The sequence below is a fragment of the Collimonas fungivorans genome, assembly GCF_028292705.1.
GTDB classification, from domain to species: domain Bacteria; phylum Pseudomonadota; class Gammaproteobacteria; order Burkholderiales; family Burkholderiaceae_D; genus Collimonas; species Collimonas fungivorans_B.
Genome location: NZ_JAQGLV010000070.1, coordinates 1 through 22749 on the forward strand (window position 1 = coordinate 1; position 22749 = coordinate 22749).

The 22749-nt window shown below is 60.5% G+C and carries 21 protein-coding genes and 1 pseudogene; 5 read left to right on the forward strand and 17 right to left on the reverse strand.

All coding sequences use genetic code 11. The annotated features are described in order from the left end of the window. The 14 genes and pseudogenes from JWQ61_RS03405 to JWQ61_RS03470 all read right to left on the reverse strand — a co-directional run. Positions 1–239 (reverse strand): annotated as a pseudogene (locus JWQ61_RS03405) (SPOR domain-containing protein); the annotation flags it as partial. A 55-nt stretch (positions 240–294) separates the two neighbouring features. Continuing rightward, positions 295–1605, reverse strand: a complete 1311-nt coding sequence (gene folC / locus JWQ61_RS03410; protein WP_304359273.1) for a bifunctional tetrahydrofolate synthase/dihydrofolate synthase — start codon at positions 1603–1605, stop codon at positions 295–297. 66 nt (positions 1606–1671) lie between these two features. Further along, positions 1672–2544: an acetyl-CoA carboxylase, carboxyltransferase subunit beta gene (gene accD / locus JWQ61_RS03415; protein ID WP_304359274.1), complete on the reverse strand. Its 873-nt coding sequence runs from the start codon at positions 2542–2544 to the stop codon at positions 1672–1674. 114 nt (positions 2545–2658) lie between these two features. Next, positions 2659–3456, reverse strand: a complete 798-nt coding sequence (trpA, locus tag JWQ61_RS03420) for a tryptophan synthase subunit alpha (protein ID WP_304359275.1) — start codon at positions 3454–3456, stop codon at positions 2659–2661. 64 nt (positions 3457–3520) lie between these two features. After that, positions 3521–4783 (reverse strand): tryptophan synthase subunit beta, encoded by a 1263-nt coding sequence (gene trpB, locus JWQ61_RS03425; protein ID WP_304359276.1) that lies wholly within the window; start codon positions 4781–4783, stop codon positions 3521–3523. Between the two features lie 62 nt (positions 4784–4845). Beyond that, on the reverse strand, positions 4846–5520 hold the full coding sequence (locus tag JWQ61_RS03430; protein ID WP_304359277.1) for a phosphoribosylanthranilate isomerase: 675 nt from the start codon (positions 5518–5520) through the stop codon (positions 4846–4848). Between the two features lie 76 nt (positions 5521–5596). Then, a complete protein-coding gene (truA, locus tag JWQ61_RS03435) occupies positions 5597–6406 on the reverse strand; it encodes a tRNA pseudouridine(38-40) synthase TruA (RefSeq protein ID WP_304359278.1) in 810 nt (269 codons plus the stop codon). A 91-nt stretch (positions 6407–6497) separates the two neighbouring features. Next, positions 6498–9476, reverse strand: a complete 2979-nt coding sequence (locus JWQ61_RS03440; RefSeq protein WP_304359279.1) for a FimV/HubP family polar landmark protein — start codon at positions 9474–9476, stop codon at positions 6498–6500. A 261-nt stretch (positions 9477–9737) separates the two neighbouring features. Further along, the gene (asd, locus tag JWQ61_RS03445) at positions 9738–10871 is read right to left on the reverse strand and encodes an aspartate-semialdehyde dehydrogenase (protein WP_304359290.1); all 1134 of its coding nucleotides are present in this window, start codon (positions 10869–10871) and stop codon (positions 9738–9740) included. A gap of 75 nt (positions 10872–10946) precedes the next feature. Then, positions 10947–12017, reverse strand: coding sequence for a 3-isopropylmalate dehydrogenase (gene leuB, locus JWQ61_RS03450; protein WP_304359280.1), 1071 nt, complete (start codon positions 12015–12017; stop codon positions 10947–10949). Between the two features lie 48 nt (positions 12018–12065). Further along, positions 12066–12713, reverse strand: a complete 648-nt coding sequence (leuD, locus tag JWQ61_RS03455; RefSeq protein ID WP_041741651.1) for a 3-isopropylmalate dehydratase small subunit — start codon at positions 12711–12713, stop codon at positions 12066–12068. 62 nt (positions 12714–12775) lie between these two features. Further along, entirely contained in the window at positions 12776–12898 is a 123-nt protein-coding gene (locus JWQ61_RS03460; RefSeq protein ID WP_050808536.1) for an entericidin A/B family lipoprotein, read from the reverse strand. Between the two features lie 20 nt (positions 12899–12918). After that, positions 12919–14319, reverse strand: coding sequence for a 3-isopropylmalate dehydratase large subunit (gene leuC / locus JWQ61_RS03465; protein ID WP_304359281.1), 1401 nt, complete (start codon positions 14317–14319; stop codon positions 12919–12921). Between the two features lie 200 nt (positions 14320–14519). After that, the gene (locus JWQ61_RS03470) at positions 14520–15404 is read right to left on the reverse strand and encodes a DMT family transporter (RefSeq protein ID WP_304359282.1); all 885 of its coding nucleotides are present in this window, start codon (positions 15402–15404) and stop codon (positions 14520–14522) included. Between the two features lie 499 nt (positions 15405–15903). Between JWQ61_RS03470 and JWQ61_RS03475 the strand changes: the two genes are divergently transcribed. From JWQ61_RS03475 to JWQ61_RS03495, 5 genes are all read left to right on the forward strand, one after another. After that, on the forward strand, positions 15904–16473 hold the full coding sequence (locus JWQ61_RS03475; RefSeq protein ID WP_304359283.1) for a hypothetical protein: 570 nt from the start codon (positions 15904–15906) through the stop codon (positions 16471–16473). A 97-nt stretch (positions 16474–16570) separates the two neighbouring features. Further along, positions 16571–17434 carry a hypothetical protein gene (locus JWQ61_RS03480; protein WP_304359284.1) on the forward strand — a complete coding sequence of 288 codons (864 nt, stop codon included), beginning with the start codon at positions 16571–16573 and terminating at the stop codon, positions 17432–17434. A gap of 22 nt (positions 17435–17456) precedes the next feature. Continuing rightward, positions 17457–17750 carry a transposase gene (locus JWQ61_RS03485; RefSeq protein WP_304359285.1) on the forward strand — a complete coding sequence of 98 codons (294 nt, stop codon included), beginning with the start codon at positions 17457–17459 and terminating at the stop codon, positions 17748–17750. 306 nt (positions 17751–18056) lie between these two features. Then, positions 18057–19079: a GlxA family transcriptional regulator gene (locus JWQ61_RS03490; RefSeq protein ID WP_304359286.1), complete on the forward strand. Its 1023-nt coding sequence runs from the start codon at positions 18057–18059 to the stop codon at positions 19077–19079. 30 nt (positions 19080–19109) lie between these two features. Continuing rightward, positions 19110–20675, forward strand: coding sequence for a GGDEF domain-containing protein (locus JWQ61_RS03495; RefSeq protein WP_304359287.1), 1566 nt, complete (start codon positions 19110–19112; stop codon positions 20673–20675). A gap of 5 nt (positions 20676–20680) precedes the next feature. Here the strand turns inward: JWQ61_RS03495 and JWQ61_RS03500 are convergent, their stop codons facing one another. From JWQ61_RS03500 to JWQ61_RS03510, 3 genes are all read right to left on the reverse strand, one after another. Beyond that, the gene (locus JWQ61_RS03500; protein ID WP_014005844.1) at positions 20681–20875 is read right to left on the reverse strand and encodes a hypothetical protein; all 195 of its coding nucleotides are present in this window, start codon (positions 20873–20875) and stop codon (positions 20681–20683) included. 92 nt (positions 20876–20967) lie between these two features. After that, complete coding sequence (locus JWQ61_RS03505) at positions 20968–22197, reverse strand: collagen-like triple helix repeat-containing protein (protein WP_304359288.1); 1230 nt, start codon at positions 22195–22197, stop codon at positions 20968–20970. A gap of 8 nt (positions 22198–22205) precedes the next feature. Next, the gene (locus JWQ61_RS03510; RefSeq protein WP_304359289.1) at positions 22206–22532 is read right to left on the reverse strand and encodes a hypothetical protein; all 327 of its coding nucleotides are present in this window, start codon (positions 22530–22532) and stop codon (positions 22206–22208) included. Positions 22533–22749 lie beyond the last annotated feature (217 nt).

Consider the following 22749-nt stretch of genomic DNA (forward strand, 5'->3'; position numbering starts at 1 on the left):
GCCAGCACCAGGGCCACCGCTCCCACCAGGCGGCGCCGGGCGCGCTTCTTTTCCGGCAGGACCGGGTCTACCGCTTCATTGGACTGGTTGCCGGCCTTGCCTGCCTTGGCTTTGCGGCTGCGCAGCGGCAGTTCGGCCTGCTCGGCGCCGGGACCGAAGGTATCGGCCTTGGAACGATAGACACCCTGGTCAGGGTCGGTTTGCTGCTTGTTTTTGCGAAGAAAAGAGAACAAACCCATGCGATATTTTTAGCTAGCTAGTGAGTCGGCGCCATAGGCGCAGGCTGATCAATCGTCAGTGGAATCCAGACTTCCTGGCTGCCATTACGCCAGCCACGGTCAGGAACGATCCGAAAACCACAATTCTATCATTCTCGCCTGCCCTGCTTAATGCATTTGCATAGGCCAGCTCGGGAGAATCGAAGGAAAGGATGCTGCTTTGCGCATCCGGCCCCTGCTCTGCATGGACACCCGCTTCCAGCAAACGTTCTTGCAACTGTTCGCCGCTGGCCGCGCGCGGCAGCGGCAAGGCGGTCAGGCACCAGTGGTCGATGCGCGTCTTCAGCTGCGCGACGATGCCTTCGATATCCTTGTCCAGCATGGCGCCGAACACCGCATAGGTATAGGGATGGAAACCCATGTTGTCGAGGTTCTGCGCCAGCGTGGCGGCCGCATGCGGATTGTGGGCGACGTCCAGGATCACCAGCGGCTGTCCCGGCAAGACCTGGAAGCGGCCCGGCAAATCCATCATGACGAAGCCGCTGCGCACTTCCTGCGCGCTGACCGGCAGGCGGTCGCGCAAGGCTTCCAGCGCCGCCAGCGCCGCTGACGCGTTGAGCAGCTGGTTGGCGCCGCGCAGGCTGGGATAGCCGAGCGCATTGCGGCGTTGGCCTCGGCCGCCGTAATTCCACTGCTGCTTGTCGCCGGTATAGTTGAAATCACGGCCCAGCAACCACAGGTCGGCGCCGATCGCGTTGGCATGGTCGATCAGGGATTGCGGCGGCACCGGATCGCTGCAGACCGCGGTTTTGCCGGTGCGGAAGATGCCGGCCTTTTCAAAGCCGATTTTCTCGCGGGTGTCGCCCAGGTATTCGACGTGGTCGATATCGACGCTGGTGACGATGGCGACGTCGGCATCGACGATATTGACCGCATCCAGGCGCCCGCCGAGGCCGACTTCGAGGATCACCACATCGAGCTTCGCTTCTGCCAGCAAGTGCATGATGGCGAGGGTGGTGAATTCGAAATACGTCAGGGAAATGTCGCCGCGCTGCGCTTCCACCGCCTCAAAACTGGCGATCAGGGCCGCATCCGAGGCCGATTCGCCGCCGATGCGGGCGCGTTCGTTGAAATCGAGGAAATGCGGCTTGATGTACAGGCCGACCTTGTAGCCGGCGCGCAGCAGGATGGATTCCAGCATGGCGCAGGTCGATCCCTTGCCGTTGGTGCCCGCCACCATGATCACCGGACAGTCGAATTGCAGCTGCAGCCGTTCCTTCACCTGCACCACCCGGTCCAGGCCCATGTCGATGGTTTTGAAATGGCGCGACTCCAGCAGGGAGAGCCAGTCGGCAAGCGTCACGGGCTTGGCGGGGATATTTGACATTTTGACATCCAACTAAAAACAAAAGGCCTGAACCGCAACAGTTCAGGCCCTGGGGCGAAATTCACATCAAGCGATGGATTCGACTGGCTGATCTTGCAACAACGCCAACAAACGCGCGATTTCCTCACGCATCTTGCGGCGGTCGACAATCATGTCGACCGCACCCTTGGTAACCAGGAATTCGGCGCGCTGGAAGCCTTCCGGCAGCTTCTCACGCACGGTGTTCTCGATCACGCGCGGGCCGGCAAAACCAATCAGCGCCTTTGGTTCAGCGATCACGACGTCGCCCATGAAGGCAAACGAAGCGGACACGCCGCCCATGGTCGGGTCGGTCAGGACGCTGATGAACGGCAGCTTCTTTTCCGACAGCTTGGTCAGCATCGAGGTGGTCTTGGCCATCTGCATCAGCGACAGCAAGCCTTCCTGCATGCGCGCGCCGCCGGTAGCCGTGATACAGATGAACGGCACCTTCTGCTCCAGCGCCACCTGGGCGCCGCGCACAAATCGCTCGCCCACTACCGAACCCATGGAACCGCCCATGAATTCAAACTCGAATGCCGCCACCACTACCGGCAGCGTCATGATGGAACCACCCAGCACGATCAGCGCATCGGTTTCGCCGGTGGCGTCCATCGCGGCTTTCAGGCGATCAGGGTATTTTTTGCTGTCTTTGAATTTGAGAGTGTCGATCGGCAGCGTTTCCTGGCCGATCTCATAGCGGCCGCCGGCGTCCAGCAAGGCGTCCAGGCGTTCGCGTGCGCGTATCCGCATGTGATGGTTGCACTTCGGGCAAACATGGATGTTCGACTCCAGGTCGGTGCGATACAAAACCGCTTCGCATGACGGGCATTTGACCCACAATCCCTCGGGGATCGATTTACGGGTTGCCGAGTCGCTGCGCTGAATACGTGGGGGTAGTAATTTTTCTAGCCAACTCATAGAGCGACCTCCTTCAGATTTTTTTCCTGCCGAATTGTACCTTCATCCCCAAATCGGCGAAATAGCTATTCAAGCCGGCCGACTCAGGAAATATTTGTCATTTTGATACAAAAATTACTCGTCCAGCGCTTTCCTGATCCCCGACAAGAAGCTTTCTACAGCAGTTACAGCCTGTTCGCGCGGCGTATTTTCCAGTTCCTGGATGATCCGGCTGCCGATCACGACCGCGTCCGACACTTGCGCCACGGCTTTGGCAGTGGCCGCATCGCGGATGCCGAAACCGACGCCGATTGGCAATTTGACATGTTTGCGGATCGCCGCCACCCGGGCTGCGACTTCGCCGGTATCGATGTTGGCGGCGCCGGTCACGCCCTTCAAGGACACATAATACGTGAATCCGCTGCTGACCTTGGCCACCTGCATAATCCGCTCTTCGGTCGAGGTCGGCGCCAGCAGGAAAATCGGATCCATGCCATTGGCCTGCATCTTCTCGGCAAATTCTTCGCACTCTTCAGGCGGATAGTCGACCACGATGCTGCCGTCGACTCCGGCCTCTTTCGCAGCGGCAATAAAGGCATCGACGCCCATCCGTTCCAGCGGATTGGCGTAACCCATCAGCACCACCGGCGTGCTGTTGTTGCTCTGCCGAAATTCGCGGACATAACCCAGCACGTCATGCAAGCTGACGCCGAATTTCAGCGCCCGTTCGCAAGCGCGCTGGATCACCGGGCCTTCTGCCATCGGATCGGAAAACGGCACGCCCAGCTCGAGGATATCGGCGCCACCCCTGACCAGCGCATGCATCAGCGGCACGGTCAGTTCCGGCGCCGGATCGCCGGCGGTAATGAAAGGGATCAAGCCTTTTTTATTGTTTGCAGCGAGCGCTGCCAAGGTAGTCTGGATTCGGGACATGGTATCTATTGGATGAAGTGATCAGGACTGCAGGGCGGGATCGCCGCCCTGCTCTTGGCTTGCTTTAGAGCTTCAGGCGCTCGGCAACGGTATGCATGTCCTTGTCGCCGCGGCCCGACAGATTGGCCAGGATAATCTTATCCTTGGGCAAGGTTGCCGCCAGCTTGGCCGCATATGCCAGGGCGTGGCTCGATTCCAGCGCCGGGATGATGCCCTCGATGCGGCAACAGGTATGGAACGCCGCCAGCGCCTCGTCGTCGGTCACGGTCTCGTAGGTAGCGCGGCCGCAATCCTTGAGCCATGCATGTTCCGGACCCACGCCCGGATAATCGAGGCCGGCCGAAATCGAATGGGTCTCGATGATCTGGCCGTTGGCGTCTTGCAGCAGGTAGGTGCGGTTGCCATGCAGCACGCCGGGCGAACCGAGCGTCAGCGAAGCCGAGTGCTTGCCGCTGGCCAGGCCCTCGCCGGCAGCTTCGACCCCGACCAGGGCGACGTCGTGATGATCGATATAGGGATAAAAAATCCCCATCGCATTCGAGCCGCCGCCGACGCAGGCGACCACATGATCCGGCTGGCGCCCGGTCATCTCCGGCATCTGCACCAGGCACTCGTTGCCGATCACCGACTGGAAATCGCGCACCATCATCGGATACGGATGCGGGCCGGCGACCGTGCCGATGATGTAGAAAGTATCTTCGACGTTGGTGACCCAGTCGCGCATGGCTTCGTTGAGCGCATCCTTCAAGGTCTTGGAGCCGGATTCGACCGGCACTACCTTGGCGCCCAGCAGGTTCATGCGGTACACGTTCTGCATCTGGCGCTTGACGTCTTCGCTGCCCATGTACACCACGCATTCAAGGCCGAAGCGGGCGCAGATGGTTGCAGTCGCCACGCCGTGCTGGCCGGCGCCGGTTTCGGCGATCACGCGCGGCTTGCCCATGCGCTTGGCCAGCAAGGCCTGGCCGATGACGTTGTTGATCTTGTGGGCGCCGGTGTGGTTCAGGTCTTCGCGCTTGAAATAGATCTGCGCGCCGCCCATCTGTTCCGACCAGCGCTTGGCGTGGTAGATCGGACTGGGACGGCCGACATAGTGTTTCAGCTCGCTGTGGAATTCGGCCAGGAACTGCGGCTCGTTCTGATATTTGGCGTAAGCCTGCTGCAGTTCGCTCAGCGCCAGCGTCAGGGTTTCCGACACGAAGCTGCCGCCGTACATGCCGAAGTGGCCCTTGGCGTCCGGCAGGTTGTACTGGGCGCTCTGGCGCAAGGTGGTATTGGCGAGCGGCTGGCGCTCGGCGTACTGCTCGAGGGGTGTGAATTCTTTCATGGCGTATCTTTCTGGTATCTCTCTGTATTGTCTGACTTGCCGGCCGGACCTCGAAACTGTTGCTAGAGTCCGGCTGGTTCGGCGTCCGCCTGCCGTATCGCGGCAATGAATGCGCGAATCTTGGCGGCGTCCTTGATGCCCTTGTCTTGCTCGACGCCACTGCTGATGTCGACCGCAAAGGGACGTACGCGTTTTACCGCGTCAGTCGCATTGTGCACGCTCAAGCCACCACTTAAAACGACCTGAGGCGCGAGTTCTTTTGGGATGAGAGACCAATCAAATACCTTTCCACTGCCACCATAAGCTTCAACCAGGGTATCGAGCAGCAAACCTGCAAACAAACGGCTGCCATTGCGATATGCCTGAGCGTATTCTAGCAAATCGGCGGCCGTTGTAGCACTGCCGATACGCATGGCGCGGATAAACGGCCGGTTTACCGCCTGCGCCAGCGCCGCGCACTGCTCCACGGTTTCGTCGCCGTGGAACTGCAGCAGCGATACCGGCGCCTGCGCCACGATCTCTTGCAGCTGCTCCTGTTCCACATTCACAAACAAGCCGACCGTGGTGACGAACGGCGGCGCCTTGGCGATCAGGCCGGCGGCCTGCTGCGGCGTGACGTAGCGCGGGCTTTTCGGATAGAACACAAAACCCAGCGCATCGGCGCCCGCCGCAACGGCGGCTTGCACATCCTGCTCGCGGGTCAGGCCGCAGATCTTGATTCGGGTGCGGTGGCTCATGGAATTCAGTCTGGTCAGAAAAACATCAGGAAGCGCAATATATCACCTTGAAGCATGGCAAATTGACATTTAATGCCTAAAGCCAGGGCAAAACCCCGGCCGGCTGCTGCGGCAAGCGCCACTTCGGATCATAAGCCACTTGCGCCAGGTACAGGCCGTCCGGCATGAAAGTCGGCGCCGCGCGGCCACGGTCACGCTGGGCCAGCAGCTCGGCGAGCCATTCCGGCGGCTTGCTGGCGTTGCCGGCATAGATCAGGGAACCGATGATATTGCGCACCATATGATGCAGGAAGGCGTTGGCGCGCAAGCTGAACACGATCAGGTCGCCGCGCCGCTCGATGCGGATCTCTTCCATGGTGCGTACCGGCGACTTGGCCTGGCACTCCACCGCGCGGAAGGCGGAAAAATCATGGGTGCCGACCAGGTGCGCCGCGGCCTGGCGCATCAGCTCCAGCTCCAGCGGCCGGAACACCCAGCCGGCCTTGCCTTCCAGCAGCGGCGAACGGACCGGGTTGTTGTACAAGAGGTAGTGATAGGTCCGGGCGGTGGCGCTGAAGCGCGCGTGGAACTGGTCTTCGCCTCCGCCTTCGGCAAGCGCGGGCAGTTGATGCGCCCAGCGCACCGCGATCGACGGCGGCAGGAAAGCGTTCAGGCCGCGCACCCAGGAGAATGTTTCGCGCGACAAGGCGGTATCGAAATGCACCACCTGCTCCAGCGCATGCACGCCGGAATCGGTGCGGCCGGCGCACGTGGTGTCGATTGCGCCCTGCGTGAATTTCTGCAAGGCGGCTTCCAGCCTGTCCTGTACGGTCTTGCCGCTAGACTGGGTCTGCCATCCTTGCCAAGGCGTGCCGTCGTACTGCACGCCGAGAACGATACGATTCAAATCCGGTTCCAATCTCAAAAAAAGCAAACGGGCGCCAGCATAACGCCGCGCCCGTCAAAAGCAAAATGCTGAAGCTATTGTACTAGTTACATCACAGCTTGGTCAGCAAGGACTTGGCTGCATCCACCTGCTCCGCGCTGCCGCCCTTCAAGACTTCTTCCAGCAGTTCGCGCGCACCTTCCTTGTCGCCGATTTCCTTGTATGCGACGGCCAGGTCCAGCTTGGTCGCCATTTCAGGATTGGCCGTCGAGGATATGGCGGCGTCAACCGCGGCCGGAGCCGGAGCCAAGCTGGCGGCTGGCGCATGGGCGTGGATCGCACTGTCCAGATCCAGGTTCATGCCGGCCAGGTTGAATTCCAGCGGCGCCACCATCGGTTCCGCATGCTGGGCATACGAAGGCGCCGCCGGCGCCTTGGCTGGCTTGGTTTCTGTCGGAATATCGATATGGGCATGGGCCGGTTCGTAGTTCGAAGGCTGGCCGCCTGCCGGCAGTTCCAGCGAGCTGAACGCCATTGCCGGCGCAGCGCTCTTTTCCACGGCCTTCGGTGCGGCTGCAGGAGCCGCCGCCGGCTTGTGGTCCAATTCGAAATCGAGAGCGTCGAGCATGGATTTGCCGGCATCGTGGGAAGCCGACAGCAACACGGTGTTCTGGTTGGCAGAAGTTTCGCTGCCGAGTTCTTCCAGGTCGAAATCCATGTCAGCCGCCGGCGCCGCGGCTGCCGTGCTGCCGTGCTTGCCCAGTTCCGTTGCGGTCAATGGCGCCAGCAGCTGGGTCGGCGCGGCCGGGTGCACCAGTTCAGGAATCGGCGCAACAGCTTGCGGCTCGGTCGGCGCGGTCAGGGAATTGAAGTCGAGGCCATCCATCGGCTGGGTCGGCGCGGTAATCGAATTCGCCTTGGCGATCACCTGGTCCTGCAGCTTGCCGCCGCCGTACAGAGGATTGGCCGGATCGACATTCAGGCCCAGTGCGGCGGCCTGCTGCCAGTCTTCGCCTTCGCCGCGGGTCAGGCTGTACAGCTCGCTGGCCAGGATTTCAAACGAGCGCGGGTCCTTGCGGTTGGCGTAGATTTCCAGCAGCTTGACGCGGATCGCGTTGCGGCTTGGCTGGTTGCGCAGGGCTTCTTTCAGGATTTCCTCGGCTTGTGCATCGCGTCCGTAAGCGATATACACATCGGCTTCGGCGACCGGGTCGACATTGGTGTCGAGGTGGCTGACCGACGGCACGAAATTCGAATTGAAGATGCTGTTCTTGGTGTCGACGCTTTGGCCGCCGGTCGAGCCGAACAGGGAATTACCCTTCAGGCCCGTATTTGTCATCGGCGCTCCGCTGCTGTCCAGGAAAGCCTGTTGGCGCGCACGATTGCGGCGATAGCGGAACAGGCCGAGACCGGCCAGCAAAGCCACCAGGACGCCGCCAACCGGCAGCAGCAGTGGATTTTCGGTAATGCTTTCGATGAAGCTCGGCTCTGGCGGTGCAACTGCCTTGGGTTTGGCCGGCGCTGGGGCTGGTGCGGCTGCAACCGGTGCTGCAGCGATCGGCGCGGCGCTGGCGACGCCTGTATCGACAATGGTGGCAGGAGCCGAGCTGGCGACAGCCGGTTCAGCCGCAGCAGGTACGGCAGCCGCTGGCACGGGAGCCACGACAGGAACCGCTGCCGCTGGCGCAACTGCTGCCGGCGGGGTGACCGGCACGGCTGCGGCCGGCGCTGCCGCTACAGGGGCTGCCGGGGCTGCAGGTTTCACATTGGCAGCCTGATTCTGCAGGTCAGCCAGGTTCTTGTTCTTCAATTCCAGCGTCTTTTGCAGATCGCTGACATTCTTTTCCAGTTCCTTGACGCGCGATGCTGCTTCGGCGGCCGCTTTTTCCCGGGCGATCTTCTCTTCCGTCGCCGCGGTAGCGGCAGCAGCGGCCTTGGCGTCGGCAGCGCCGGTCGCAGCCGCGCCGCGCGACAGTTTCAGCTTGTCCTTGGATTCGCTGGCCGGAGTGGCTTGCTCTTCCACCTTGGCGGTAATCTTGCCGCCGCTGCTTTGCCTGGATTCAGCCGCCGCATTTGGCGCAGCCGATTCAACCATGCCGGCCAGCTTGTTGCGATAGCTCTTGAAATCATTCGATTGCGCCAGCACCACGTTGCGGGCTTCCGACTTGCTGACGCTGCGCGCGCCGTCGGCATCTGGAATCGACAGGATCTGGCCTGAACGCAGGCGATTCATGTTCTTGCCGACAAACGCGCCTTCGTTGCTGCGGTACAGCGCTACCAGCATCTGGTCCAGCGAGATGCCGGCTGGCAGGTTTTCGCTGGCGATGCGGGCCAGCGTATCGCCCTTCTTGACTTGGTAATCGCCGCCCGCAGGCGCTGCTGCCGCGCTGGAGGACTTGGCCTGGCCGGTCGAGCCTGACGTTGAAGCTGAAACCGCCGGCTTGCTTGCGCTGCTGGCGGGAGCTGTCGCGCCGCCGGCGACTGCCCTGGCGGCTGCTGCACGGGTAGCATCGGTGATGGTCGAGGCGACGCCGCCTTGCGACTGCACCTGGCTGGTCTGGGTCGGGGCCGAACGAGGAGCGGCATTGAGAGCGCCCGTCGTGGCACGCGGCGCCGCAGGTGCGGCGGCGATCTGGGCCGGCTGCGCCTGACGCTGGCCGGCAGGATCGAGCAGCAAGGTGTATTCGCGCACCAGGCGCGCCTTGGTGCCGCCCAGTTCCATCAGCATGTCGACAAACGGCTCATTGATGGGCTGGGTCGACGTCACCCGCACAAAACGGCGGCCGTTGCGCTGGTCGATGGTGAATTGCAAAGACATCAGGGCCGGATTGAAATCGATGTTGGCCTGCTGATAAGTTTCCGGACTGGCCAGTTTCGCCACCAGCCCGCCGGCTTCGTCCGCGCTTACCGAGGTAAGCTCAATTTCTGCACGTAACGGTTGTCCCAGCGAGGAAAGCACGGTTAATTTACCCAGTCCGGCGGCGTCGACATTAGACACCATCAGCAGCGTGGAGACCACGGCCGCAGTAAGGGTCTTTAAACCGGTGGAAATAAATTTATTCGAAGAATTCAGGTGCATGTTGTGTGGCATGAAGGACTGTCCGTTGACGTATAAGGAAACAAATCTTGCTGAAAGCAAATACTGTACCCAGTTTTTTTAAAAATCAATATCCAGATTGACATTAGTCTGGCGCTTCGCAAATGCGATCCCATTTATGAAGCACTTGCTGGCTAGCGTAACAACATTCTATAAATACAAACAGATACGCTAAGCCCGCTAGGACTTTCTTCAAGAAAATACTTAGCGGGCTATATTGCAAGTCGGCAACAATATCACAACTACCGCAACAAGTCAGGTATCCAGCACAATCCGCAGCATGCGGCGCAACGGTTCGGCCGCACCCCACAATAATTGGTCACCTACGGTAAAGGCTGACAAATAATCGCCACCCATCTGCAGTTTGCGCAAACGACCGACAGGAATTGTCAGGCTGCCGGTCACCGCCGCTGGGGTCAGGTCGCGCATTGATGACTCTTTGTCATTAGGCACCACTTTCACCCACTGGTTATTACCGGCGATGATGTCATTGATTTCGTCCAGCGGCACATCTTTTTTCAATTTGATGGTCAATGCCTGCGAGTGGCAGCGCATGGCGCCGATGCGGATGCACAAGCCGTCCACCGGGATGACCTTGCCGCCGTTGCTGAAACCTTCGCCGCGGCCGAGGATCTTGTTGGTCTCGGCGCCAGCTTTCCATTCTTCTTTTGACAAGCCTTCGCCCAGGTCCTTGTCGATCCAGGGAATCAGGTTGCCGCCCAGCGGCACGCCGAACTGCTTGGTTTCGTCGGCCGACATGGAGTGCTGCTTGCCCAGTACCTTGCGGTCGATTTCCAGGATCGCCGCTTTCGGATCGTCCAGCAGCGCCTTGACTTCGGCGTTGATGGAGCCGAACTGGGTCAGCAGTTCGCGCATGTGCTGCGCGCCGCCGCCCGAGGCTGCCTGATAAGTCATGGAGGTCATCCATTCGATCAGGTCTTGCTGGAACAGGCCGCCCAGGCCCATCATCATGCAGGAAACCGTGCAGTTACCGCCGATGTAGTTCTTGACGCCGCGCTGCAAGCCGTCCTTGATGACATCCAGGTTGACCGGATCCAGCACGATGATGGCGTCATCCTTCATGCGCAGGGTCGACGCGGCGTCGATCCAGTAGCCGTTCCAGCCGGCGGCGCGCAGCTGCGGGAAAATCTCGCTGGTGTAGTCGCCGCCCTGGCAGGTAATAATGATGTCGCATTTTTTCAAGGCTTCAATATCGGTGGCGTCTTTTAACGTTGTTTCGTTTTTCGCCAGCGCCGGGGCTTTGCCGCCGGCATTTGAAGTTGAAAAGAATACCGGTTCGATATGGGCGAAATCGCCCTCTTCCTGCATACGCTGCAACAAGACCGAACCCACCATGCCACGCCAACCGACCAAACCAACCAGTTTCATCATGATTCCCTAACAATTTACTGCCAAAATCGGGGAAAAGCCCCGCACTCCACGGCAGACCACCTGCCAGATTCTTTAGCCCAGCGCTTTGACCACCGCCGCGCCCATTTCCTTGGTGCCGACCTTGGTGGTGCCCGCTTCGTAGATGTCAGCGGTGCGCAAACCTTGCGCCAGCACCTTCTTGACCGCATTTTCGATGCGCTCGGCCTGCTCCGCCTTGTCCAGCGAGAAGCGCAGCATCATGGCGGCCGACAGGATGGTCGCCAGCGGATTGGCGATGCCCTTGCCGGCGATGTCCGGCGCCGAACCGTGCGACGGTTCGTACAGGCCCTTGTTGTTGGCGTCCAGCGAAGCCGACGGCAGCATGCCGATCGAACCGGTCAGCATGGCGGCAGCATCGGACAGGATGTCGCCGAACATGTTGCCGGTGACGATCACGTCGAATTTTTTCGGCGCGCGCACCAGCTGCATCGCGGCGTTGTCGACATACATATGCTCCAGCGCGACATCCGGATAATCCTTGTGCACCTCGGTCACGATATCTTTCCAGAACTGGAAAGTCTCCAGCACATTGGCCTTGTCGACGCTAGTCAGGCGCTTGTCGCGCTTTTGCGCGGCCTGGAACGCGACGTGGGCGATGCGGCGGATTTCCGATTCAGCGTAGCGCATGGTGTCGAAACCTTCGCGCTCGCCCTTGAAAGCGCCGTCCGGCGCGATACGCACGCCGCGCGGCTGGCCGAAGTAGATATCGCCGGTGAGTTCGCGGATGATCAGGATATCCAGTCCCGACACCACTTCCGGCTTCAGCGTCGAAGCGCCGGCCAGTTCCGGATACAGGATCGCCGGACGCAGGTTGGCGAACAGGCCAAGGTTCTTGCGCAGGCCGAGGATCGCCTGCTCCGGGCGCAGCGCACGCTCCAGGCTGTCGTACTGGTAGTCGCCGACCGCGCCGAACAGCACGGCGTCGGCTTCCTTCGCCAGCTTCAGGGTGCCTTCAGGCAGCGGATGGCCGTGCGCGGCGTAACCGGCGCCGCCTACAGGCGCCGTTTCCAATTCAAATTTTTCGCCCAGCGCCTGCAGCACATTGACCGCTTGCTCAACGATTTCCGGACCGATGCCATCACCTGGCAGAATTGCTATTTTCATTTTTTCCTGGATTGAATAATTCAAAAAAGTCAGTTACAGGCAAGCCGTTTAGATGGTGTTGCTCAGCCAAGGCTGGGCAAACAGATGGCGCTCTTCAAAGTCGCGGATCTTGTCCGACTGGCGCAAAGTCAGGCCGATGTCGTCGAGGCCGTTCAGCAGGCAGTATTTGCGGAACTCGCCCACTTCGAACGGGAACGCGACATTGCCGTTGGCGGTGCTGACCAGTTGCTTGTCGAGGTCGATTTGCAGGCGGTAACCCGGGAACGCCTTGACTTCGTCGAACAGGCGGTCGATCTGCGCTTCAGGCAGCACCAGCGGCAGCAAGCCGTTCTTGAAGCAGTTATTGAAGAAAATATCGGCAAAACTGGGGGCGATGACCGCACGGAAACCGTACTGGTCCAGCGCCCACGGCGCGTGTTCGCGCGACGAACCGCAGCCGAAATTCTTGCGGGTCAGCAGGATCGAAGCGCCCTGGTAGCGCTGCTGGTTCAGCACGAAATCCGGGTTCAGCGGACGGCGCGAATTGTCCATGCCGGGCTCGCCATGGTCCAGGTAACGCCATTCGTCAAACAGGTTCGGGCCGAAACCGGTCCGCTGGATAGACTTCAGGAACTGCTTAGGGATAATCGCATCGGTATCCACATTGGCGCGGTCCAGCGGCGCCACCAAGCCATCCACTACAGTAAATTTATTCATCACATTATTCCACGCATTATTTCACGCATTACTTCAGTCTACTGCTCGCCTCGGCGAGCAGGTCACTTGCCTTGAATTTTCTCGCCGACGTGTTCCACGTCCTTGCCAAAGCCGTGGAAAGTATTGCAGGCGCTGAGCGCATAAGCGCTAGCCAGCAAAACGCACAGGGTGACAATTTTCTTCATTTTTATCCTTCGGTAATAATTTATAAGGAACGAACATCCACGAAATGTCCCGCGATGCCAGCGGCGGCGGCCATCGCCGGGCTGACCAGGTGCGTGCGTCCGCCCGCGCCCTGGCGGCCTTCGAAATTGCGGTTCGAAGTGGAAGCGCAGCGTTCGCCCGGCTCCAGCCGGTCGGCATTCATCGCCAGGCACATCGAACAGCCCGGTTCGCGCCATTCGAAACCGGCGTCCTTGAAAATCTTGTCCAGGCCTTCGCGCTCGGCTTGTTCCTTGACCAGTCCAGAGCCCGGCACCACCATCGCCAGCTTGACGTTGGAAGCGCGGAACTTGCCGCGCACCACTGCCGCCGCCGCGCGCAGGTCTTCGATCCGCGAATTGGTGCAGGAACCGATGAATACCTTGTCGATACGGATGTCTTCAATCGCGGTGTTCGGTTTCAGCGCCATGTAAGCCAGCGCCTTTTCCATGCCGTCGCGCTTGGTGGCGTCTTTTTCCTTGTCCGGATCAGGCACGCGGCCATCCACGGCCACCACCATCTCGGGCGAAGTGCCCCAGGTGACCTGCGGTTTGATCTCGGCCGCGCTCAGGGTCACCACCATGTCGAATTTGGCGCCCAGGTCGGAATGCAAGGTGCGCCAGTAGGTCACGGCGCGTTCCCAATGCGGCCCGGCCGGCGAGAACGGCCGGCCCTTGACGTAATTGAGCGTGGTGTCGTCGACGGCGATCATGCCGGCGCGCGCGCCCGCTTCGATCGCCATGTTGCAGACTGTCATGCGGCCTTCCATCGACAAGGCGCGGATCGCCGAGCCGGCGAATTCGATCGCATAACCAGTGCCGCCGGCGGTGCCGATGCGGCCGATCACGGCCAGCACGATGTCCTTGGCGGTGACGCCGGCAGGTATCGCGCCGTCGACCTGCACCAGCATCGATTTGGATTTTTTGGTCAGCAAGGTTTGCGTAGCCAGCACATGCTCCACTTCGGAGGTGCCGATGCCGTGCGCCAGGCAGCCGAAAGCGCCGTGGGTCGAGGTGTGCGAATCGCCGCAGACCACGGTCATGCCAGGCAGGGTCGCGCCCTGCTCAGGGCCGATCACGTGGACGATGCCCTGGCGGTGGTCGTTCATACCGAAATAGGTCAGGTCGTAGCTCTTGGCGTTGGCGTCCAGGGTTTCCACCTGCAGGCGCGAAATCGGATCGGCGATGCCGTTGGCGCGGCCGGTGGTCGGCACGTTGTGGTCGGCCACCATCAGGTTGGCCGACTGCCGCCATGGCTTGCGGCCGGCCAGCTTCAGCCCTTCGAAAGCCTGAGGGCTGGTGACCTCATGCAAAAGATGTCGATCAATATACAGAATCGCCGTGCCGTCCTGTTCGGTATGGACGACGTGGGATTCCCAAAGTTTATCGTAGAGCGTTTTAAGCATGATCCGGGGCAGCTTCGAGGCTGCGCTAAACAGTGAATTTAGCTCTTGATTATGCCATAGAAGCAGGCCACTAATACGCTTGTACGCCCCGAAAACCACATACTCGCCTGTGGTGTTGCATATATTCACTGGCAACGCCCGTTCCCGCCGCCGTCAAGCCAAAATCATTCAGATGCCCATTCGGCCCCTTGTTTAGCTGCTTATTTGGCAGTTTTGCCGCGCAAAAAAAACGACAAATTGAGCTTGCCGGTTGCCAGGGCGGTGCCCAGCAAGATGATCACGCAGCCCAGCACCATGCCGGGCGTCACATCTTCCTTGAGGAAAATGGCGCCCCAGATCACGCCGAATATCGGGATCAGGAAGGTCACCGAGGCGGCGTAGGCCGAACCCACGCGATCCAGCAAGCGATAGAAAATCGCATAAGCGAGGCCGGTGCAGACCACTCCCAGCGCCAGCACCGCGTACCAGGCCGTGGCGGAAACCGTTGCGGTAGGCCAATACCAGAGCGCCAGCGGCAGCAGCACCAGGGTCGCCGCCAGCTGGCTGCCGCCTGCAACCACGAAAGGCGGCACGCCGGCCAGGCGGGTTTTTGAATAATTGATGGCGAAACCGTAGCACAAGGTGGCCAGCAGGACCGCCGCCGTCGCCAGCCAGACGCCGGCCTGGCCTTCGCCTATCTTGTCCCACACCAGGACCACCACGCCGGCCATGCCGACCAGCATGCCGATCACCTGTGGCTTGCTCATCGGCGCCTTCAGCCATACGAATGCAATCAGGCCGGTCCAGAGCGGCACGGTAGCGTTCAGCACGGCGTCGAAACCGGCATTGACATACAAGGTGGAATACGCAAACAGTGAAAACGGTATGGCTGAATTGGTGACGCCGACCACCAGCATCGGCCACGCCTTGCTGCGCAAGTGGCTGCGCGCGGCGGCCGAACGCAGCACCGGCAGCAACACCAGCGCGGCGATGCCTACCCGCAGGAAAATCAGCGGCACCGGACCGAATTCCGGCGTGCCGACGCGCATGAAAAGAAACGACGCGCCCCAGATGGCGGCGAGCAAAAACAATTCAGCGATGTTCATGATGGATTCTTCGGATTGGATTAGGCGGCAAGGACAGCGCAGGTTCCCGCACACAAATTAACATGCGGCAATATATCCGATTAACGGCGTTCACGTAAAAACTTCTCGCCGCACCGGCCGGCAAATTTCAAAACAATTGCGCATGAAATCGATGTGCAAACCTGCTTGCATCAAAGCTCCGTCCGCCGGCAAAGACTCACCATCGCCGGTCGATGCACCGCATAACAACAAGATATTTTCAGTCTTGTCAAAAACGGACATCACGCATCGGCGCTTTATTTTCCGTACGCCATTAATCGGCGAGAGGCCTTTGCCGTGCCTGTGAATGGGCTGATTTTTTTAGCATTTTTTGTTAGCGCTCACATGATGCAGCACGGAAAAACAATAGCCATATCGGCCATCTTCGCTGTCCGAAGCTGACAAGGTTTTGTCATAAACACTTCGACTTGCACTCCTATTATCAGATCAACGCAAACCAGCACCACCTCTCACCGACGCGTTGATCAAAGTCATTCACGCAGTTTTTGATCACACGCAGGCTTGTCGAAAAGAGACACCGCCGGTTAGCGCCAAGCAGGAAAAATTTTCGCAATTCTTGTCTATTGATCGGGGCGTATATAGACGAGACAACACGGTGAATGACGCCCCTACCTTAAGGAGAATCAAAATGTTACGCAAGACAACCCTTGTAGTTCTGGCTTCCGTTCTCTGTGGTTACGCTGCAATGGCCGGTGCCGTAGGTGGCAGTCAATCGTCGGGCAATGCCGGCGCTTCGTCTTCATCGGGCTCGACTTCCGGCGGTGTTTCAGGCGCTGTCAGCGTCGGCAACGGCTACCATACTGCAACTACTACCAATACCAGCATCGGCGGCGCAAATTCTGCTGCCGTATTCAGCCCAACTGGTGTCGCCACAACTTCCAATACCGGCTCGACTTCCACCAACACCAGCTCTGCAGGCGGCTTCGGCCATGGCGCTTCAGGTGCTGGCGGTACTTCAGGTTCGACTACCGGCGCAGCAGCCGGTGCTGCCACACAAAGCAGCATGTGGAATTTCCACTTTTTCCCTTGAGACCAGTGCTGACGACTATCCAGTCTTAGCTCCAGGCCAACCGTTCGTAAGGGGCGAAAGGAACGCAAGTTCCGAGTAGCCCCGCTAGGAGAAAAAAATGAAATGCGCAATCAAAGCAACAGCGCTCCTGATCGCTCTCTCGGCGGCGAATCTGGCGCAGGCGGATATCATCTCGGGTTCCAACTCGGATTCGGGTTCGACATCGGGCTCGACCTCAACCTCGACTTCACAGGGCGCCGGCTCAAGCAACAACAACATCGGCACCAACAGCAATTCATCGAGCGGCTCCACCAGTGGCTCGAACTCGACGGCGATCGGCGGCGGTTCATCGCGCTCGACCTCGACCGGCGGCAATTCGCGCTCGACATCCGCGGGCGGCAGTTCCAACGTCAACGTATCGGTGACCTTGCCAACCGAATCGGCATCAGCCACCGGCAGCGGTGCCACCGCCAGCAGCGCAGCGGCAGGCGAACCCGGCAGCAGCCCCAACAATACCAAGGCCACGGTCGAATACGGCGGCACTTACACCGTCAAGACCGTGCCGAATATCGTGGCGCCTTCGCTGACCACAACCTTGTCCGACACCTGCATGGGCTCGGCCTCGTTCGGCCTGTCCTTCACCGGCTTCGGCGCCACCGGCGGCACCACCATGGTCGACCAGGCTTGCGTACGCCGCCTCGATTCCAGGGAATTCCGCGCCATGGGCCTGAACGACGTTGCGCTTGCCTTGCTGTGCCAAAGCGAAGCCAACCGCAAGGCAGTCGAATCGACCGGACGTTCCTGCCCCGGCATGGAAAGAGCCGGCGTACCTGCCGCACCGGTGCCTCCTACTGCGGCGTCAACCGGCGTCATCGGTCAAAACAGCATCAACACTATCGGCGACCAGTACAAGGATCCGGTAATACGCGCACGGCTCGGCCTGGACAAACTGCCTGAACTGTCGGCACTAAAAGACCACTAAAAAGAGACGCGAGGGGGATGCCATGAAGCGTATTCCGTTCTCAAGCGACCAGATTGCCGCCGCGCTCAAGCAGGAAGAGCTCGGCATGCCTTTGGTCGATGTAATCCGGCAAGCGGGAATTACCGAACGCACTTTCCTCAACTGGAAGAAGCAGTACGGCGGCCTGCCAGGCATTCCGCACGACTTGAAGTGCCTGCAAGAAGAGAACGCCAAACTGAAGCAGATCGTGGCTGAACTGACGCTGGAAAATTCGCGCTTGCTAGATGCGCTGGACGACAAGAGAGGCAAGCACGAACACTACAGTTCATCCAATTGAACGCGGCGTCCGGTGCGAAAAAAGAGCAGCAATACCGAATCGCTTACCTGAAATTGCCGTCGAATTTTTGCGCATTTTTTATTAAGTGCCCGACAGAAATTAACATTGATGGACATGCCGGGTTGCAGAATGAAGATTTTTTGTTGCCGTAAAAAACTAGTGTAAACGCGCCACACAAATGACTATATTTAACAATCATTTTCTGGACAAAATCTAATTTTGTAGCAGAATGGGGAATAGTAATTTACCAATAAAAAATTGCGTTCCGGCAATGCACAAAGGTAAATCGCTAGCGGGGAGAATCACATGGATATCGAGTGCGCAAAGACACTTGAGGTGATAGACAATAGCAGCTCAACCAGGCATATAGGGATCATCGTTTTTGAAGGTGTCGTACTGGCTGACGTAGTCGGCGCGGCAGATGTTTTCGGCATCGGCGACAAGCTGATTTCCACGGTATTCCCAGGCACCACGCGTTACGCCGTTTCGGTTCTCTCCATCTCCGGCGGCATGATCATGTCCTCGGCCTCGGTGCAGATCATGACCTCGTCGCTGGCGTCGTTCGGCAGGCACCAGTTCGATACGCTGCTCATCGCCAGCGGCACCGGCAACTTCGATGCTTACCGAGATCCCGACCTGATCGCCTGGCTGCAGCAGATGCGCAGCAGCGTGCGTCGCATCGCAGCCATCTGCACCGGCGTATTCGTGATCGGCGCCGCCGGCTTCCTGAACAACCGGCGCGCCACCACGCACTGGGCGCTGCTGGACAAACTGGCGCGCGAATTCCCGTTAATCAAGATCGACCGCGAAGCGCAGATCAGCGAAGACGATGGCATCTTCACGTCTTGCGATGTCGGCATGGCCACCGACCTGGCGCTGCGCCTGCTGGAAAGCGATCTCGGTCCGGCGGTTGCGCGGCGCGTGGCGCAAAGCCTGGTGGTCTGCCAGCGCCGCCGCGACACGCCGCCAGCCAACCAGGCTTCGGCGGCTAGCGATCCGGTCAAGACCAGCAAGATCCACCGCGCCTCGTTATGGTTTGTCGAGCACCTGGCAGACTCCATCAGCGTGGTCGACGCCGCCAATTTCGTCTCCATGAGCGAGCGCAATTTCGTGCGGCAGTTCAAGCGCGAAACCGGCCAGACTCCGCATGACTTCCTGCTCAACCTGCGTCTGGAAGCAGTGCGCCAGCAACTGACCGAGACCGACCTGCCGGTAGACAAGATAGCGCGGCGCTGCGGCCTGTTCAGCGGCGAGCACGTCGCCAAGCTGTTCCGCAAGCACATGTGGACTTCACCCACCGAATATCGCAAGGGAATACGACCAACCTGAAACAGAGGCCAGCGCGCTACTGGACAAACGATGAACATCCCCATCGCTATAGCGCCCCGGCCTGCGCATGCTGCTCTCAAGTCATTGCCGATCACTTACCTTGCGACCGTCTTCGTGGTGCTGGTATGCGTCTCGCTGATGTCGGTCGAAGTGTGGCGCAGCTGGAATGCGCGCAACATCCAGCTGCATGAAACCGAAATCGCCACCTCCAACCTGGCGCGCGCCTTGTCGCAGCATGCCGACGACACGATCAAGGAAGCCGACACCGTGCTGGTGGGCCTGGTTGAACGGCTGGAAGTGGACGGCGCCGGCAGCGCCTCGCTGGAACGGCTGCATAAACTGCTGATCCACCACATCGCCGAATTGCCGCAGCTGAACGACCTGTCGATCTACGACGAAACCGGGTTATGGCTGGCCAATGCCCGCACCGGGCCGGTTCCGGTGGTCAACAATTCAGACCGCCAGTACTTCCGCTATCACCGCAGCCACCCCGGGCGCGGACCGTATATCGGGCCGCCGGTGCGCAGCCGCTCCACCGGCGCCTGGATAGTGACCGTCTCGCGTCGCTACAACCATGCCGACGGCAGCTTCGCCGGCCTGGTCCTGGGCACCATCAACATCGATTACTTCAAGAAGTATTACGACAGTTTCGACATCGGCCGCGCCGGCTCGATTTTCCTCAGCCTGAATGACGGCACCATGCTGGTACGGCGGCCGATGATGGACGACACCATCGGCAAGAACCTGTCCAACTATCCCATCTACCGCGATTACGCATCGAGGAGCGCGGTCGGCACCGCCATCATGAAATCGGGCCAGGATGGCGTCGAGCGGCTGATCGCTTATCGCCACCTGGAGCAATACCCGCTGTTCGTCACGGTCGCGCGTTCCAAGGATGAGGTGCTGACCGAGTGGCGCGCCGATACTTTTCTGCACCTGTTCGGCGCCATGCTGCTGACGCTGGCGCTGGGCCTGCTCGGCTGGCGCCTGATCCACCAGATCAGATTGCGCCTGCTGGCGGAAAGCGACCTGCTGTGCGTCCAGGAATCGCTGCGGATGCTCAACCGGCACCTGGAGCAGCTGGCCCTGCAAGACAGCCTGACCGGCCTCGCCAATCGCCGTCAGTTCGACAACGCGCTGCGCGATGAATTCAGCCGCGCCATGCGCACCGAGAATTCGCTGGCGCTGGTGATGATCGATGTCGACTACTTCAAGCAGTACAACGACATCTACGGACACCTGGCCGGCGACGAATGCCTGCGGCAGATCAGTGAAATCGTGAAAGCCAGCAAGAACCGCCCGGGCGACCTGGCGGCGCGATACGGCGGCGAAGAGCTGGTGGTGCTGCTGCCCGATACCAATCTGGCGGGAGCAGTAGCTGTGGCGGAAAAAATTCGCGTCGCCATCTGCAATCTGCATATTGAGCATCCACGCAGTACTGTCGGCCTGGTCACTATCAGCGCCGGCGTCGATGCTTTCGTCCCGGTCCGGGATAGCAGTATTCCATTTGAGTTGATCCAGGCAGCAGACAGGGCGCTGTATGCAGCAAAGTCAGCCGGCCGCAACCGTGTCTGCTCCAGCGCCGATCCGCATTAGACAAATCACACCCTGCCGCGCCGCCCGCGTTCATATACCAGCGAGCCAACGGCTATCAGGCGATACAGTTCCTGCTCGGTCAGCTTGTACGACAGCGCCGCAATCTCGCGAGCCAGCATCCCGATCAGCAGATCGTTGCCCGGTACCTGCGCTTGTGGGCTGGCGCAAGCGATCAGATCGACTATTTGTTCGGCTCTCATGATCCCACCTCAGAATTTGCTAAGCATCCAGCCTTGGAACAAGGAAGCCTGGCGCCGCCAGCGCTTCCCTGCACTACTGCCCTACACGGCTGTTATTTCTTAGCAACTCCTCCCAGCAGGCCGTTAAGCAAGCCTGTCACCGGGGCCAGCGGATCGTTGGTGGTGCCCGTCGCTGGCTTGCCGCCAGTCAGGCCGGCCACCAGGTTGGTGACTGGAGCCAAAGGACTGGCCGCAGTCGAACCGGTTGCACCGCCGAGCGCGCCAGTCAAGCCGGCTACCAGGTTGGTGACCGGAGCCAGAGGGCTGGCGCCTGCGCCAGTCGCACCGCCCAGGGCACCGGTCAGGCCGGCCACCAGGTTGGTTACTGGAGCCAGGGGACCGGCGCCTGCGCCGGTTGCACCGCCAACTGCGCCAGTCAGGCCGCTCAACAAGCCGGTGACAGGAGCCAATGGACCGCCAGCTGAACCTGTGGCGCCGCCGAGCGCGCCAGTCAGCCCGCTCAGCAAGCCGGTGACAGGAGCCAGTGGACCGCCGGCCGAGCCGCTTGCGCCGCCGACAGCACCGGTCAAGCCGCCCAGCAAGCCGGTGATCGGCGCCAATGGGCCGCCGGCGCTGCCGCCTACGCCACCTATTCCGCCTACCACGCCGGTCAGCACGTTATTCAAAGGCTGCAGCAAACCGCCGGTCTTGTTGCCCAGCAGAGGCTGGCCGGTGCCGACCAACGCGTTGGTGCCAAGGCCTGCCACCGTGGCGCCGACATTGCTCACTACGCCGCCCAGGCTGCTGACTACAGGCACGTTAGCCGCGGTCAACGCGCCGCCCAGGCTGGAAACGCCGCCGCCCGCTGTCACCAGCAAGGTGTTCACAGGCTGGTTGAGGCCGGTCGCATTGCCGACTGTCTGCGTCAGGGTCGTCACTGTACTGGTCAGCGGCACGATTGCCTGGGTCACGGTCTGGGTGATCTGCTGCACCGGACCGGTAGTCAAGGCGGCTGTCAATGGTGCTCCCAGTCCGGAGACTGCGGCGCCGACCTGGGTCACCAGGCCGCCCAGCGGCGTGGTCACCACGGCCAGGGGCGCCAGCGGTCCGCTGCCCAGGCCGCTCACCAGCTGTCCGGCGCTCTGTACTGTATTCCCCACTTGCGTAACGACGCCACCGGTGCTGCCGATGGTGGTGCCGAGCGCGTTCGGATTGGTGCCGAGCTGGCCCAGGCCGTTGGTAATGCCGGCGCCCAAGGTGGAGACAATGCCGGTGCTGTTGTTAACCACGCCGGCCAAACCGCCTTTTGCCTCGGTCGACAGCAGCGGCACGTTATTGATCACGGTATTGCCTATCGCACCCAGCGCAGCGCCTGTGCCGGATACGGTAGTGCCGACGTTGGAGAGGAAGTTGGCCGAAGCGCCTGTTCCACCACCGCCTGTTCCACCACCACCTGTACCGCCACCGCCTGTACCGCCACCGCCTGTTCCACCACCACCTGTACCGCCACCACCTGTTCCACCACCACCTGTTCCACCACCACCTGTTCCACCACCACCTGTACCGCCACCGCCGGTTCCGCCGCCACCGGTTCCGCCGCCACCTGTGCCACCACCATCACCGGTTCCACCGCCGCCACCGCCTGTTCCGCCGCCATCACCCGTGCCGCCGCCCGCACCGCCGCCAGCTCCCTGGCCAGTGCCGCTGCCCGATCCCAACGATTTGCCGATGGTGCCCCCGCTGGCGCAACCGGCCAGCAAACTGGTCAATAACAGCGATGCGACAATCAAACCACCCTTTGATGTTTTCATGATGTGTTTCCCCTTTTATTGAAAGTTCGAACCGGTTGTTCCTGCTTGTCTATTCCGCAAAGAACATGCCAACCGGAAAAGCTT

Bases quoted from the DNA above. Each gene is read 5' to 3' on its own strand.
- folC (WP_304359273.1), bottom strand. From the start codon at position 1,605: ATGTCAAATATCCCCGCCAAGCCCGTGACGCTTGCCGACTGGCTCTCC.
- accD (WP_304359274.1), bottom strand. From the start codon at position 2,544: ATGAGTTGGCTAGAAAAATTACTACCCCCACGTATTCAGCGCAGCGAC.
- trpA (WP_304359275.1), bottom strand. From the start codon at position 3,456: ATGTCCCGAATCCAGACTACCTTGGCAGCGCTCGCTGCAAACAATAAA.
- trpB (WP_304359276.1), bottom strand. From the start codon at position 4,783: ATGAAAGAATTCACACCCCTCGAGCAGTACGCCGAGCGCCAGCCGCTC.
- JWQ61_RS03430 (WP_304359277.1), bottom strand. From the start codon at position 5,520: ATGAGCCACCGCACCCGAATCAAGATCTGCGGCCTGACCCGCGAGCAG.
- JWQ61_RS03440 (WP_304359279.1), bottom strand. From the start codon at position 9,476: ATGCCACACAACATGCACCTGAATTCTTCGAATAAATTTATTTCCACC.
- asd (WP_304359290.1), bottom strand. From the start codon at position 10,871: ATGAAACTGGTTGGTTTGGTCGGTTGGCGTGGCATGGTGGGTTCGGTC.
- leuB (WP_304359280.1), bottom strand. From the start codon at position 12,017: ATGAAAATAGCAATTCTGCCAGGTGATGGCATCGGTCCGGAAATCGTT.
- leuD (WP_041741651.1), bottom strand. From the start codon at position 12,713: ATGAATAAATTTACTGTAGTGGATGGCTTGGTGGCGCCGCTGGACCGC.
- JWQ61_RS03460 (WP_050808536.1), bottom strand. From the start codon at position 12,898: ATGAAGAAAATTGTCACCCTGTGCGTTTTGCTGGCTAGCGCTTATGCG.
- leuC (WP_304359281.1), bottom strand. From the start codon at position 14,319: ATGCTTAAAACGCTCTACGATAAACTTTGGGAATCCCACGTCGTCCAT.
- JWQ61_RS03470 (WP_304359282.1), bottom strand. From the start codon at position 15,404: ATGAACATCGCTGAATTGTTTTTGCTCGCCGCCATCTGGGGCGCGTCG.
- JWQ61_RS03480 (WP_304359284.1), top strand. From the start codon at position 16,571: ATGAAATGCGCAATCAAAGCAACAGCGCTCCTGATCGCTCTCTCGGCG.
- JWQ61_RS03485 (WP_304359285.1), top strand. From the start codon at position 17,457: ATGAAGCGTATTCCGTTCTCAAGCGACCAGATTGCCGCCGCGCTCAAG.
- JWQ61_RS03490 (WP_304359286.1), top strand. From the start codon at position 18,057: ATGGATATCGAGTGCGCAAAGACACTTGAGGTGATAGACAATAGCAGC.
- JWQ61_RS03495 (WP_304359287.1), top strand. From the start codon at position 19,110: ATGAACATCCCCATCGCTATAGCGCCCCGGCCTGCGCATGCTGCTCTC.
- JWQ61_RS03500 (WP_014005844.1), bottom strand. From the start codon at position 20,875: ATGAGAGCCGAACAAATAGTCGATCTGATCGCTTGCGCCAGCCCACAA.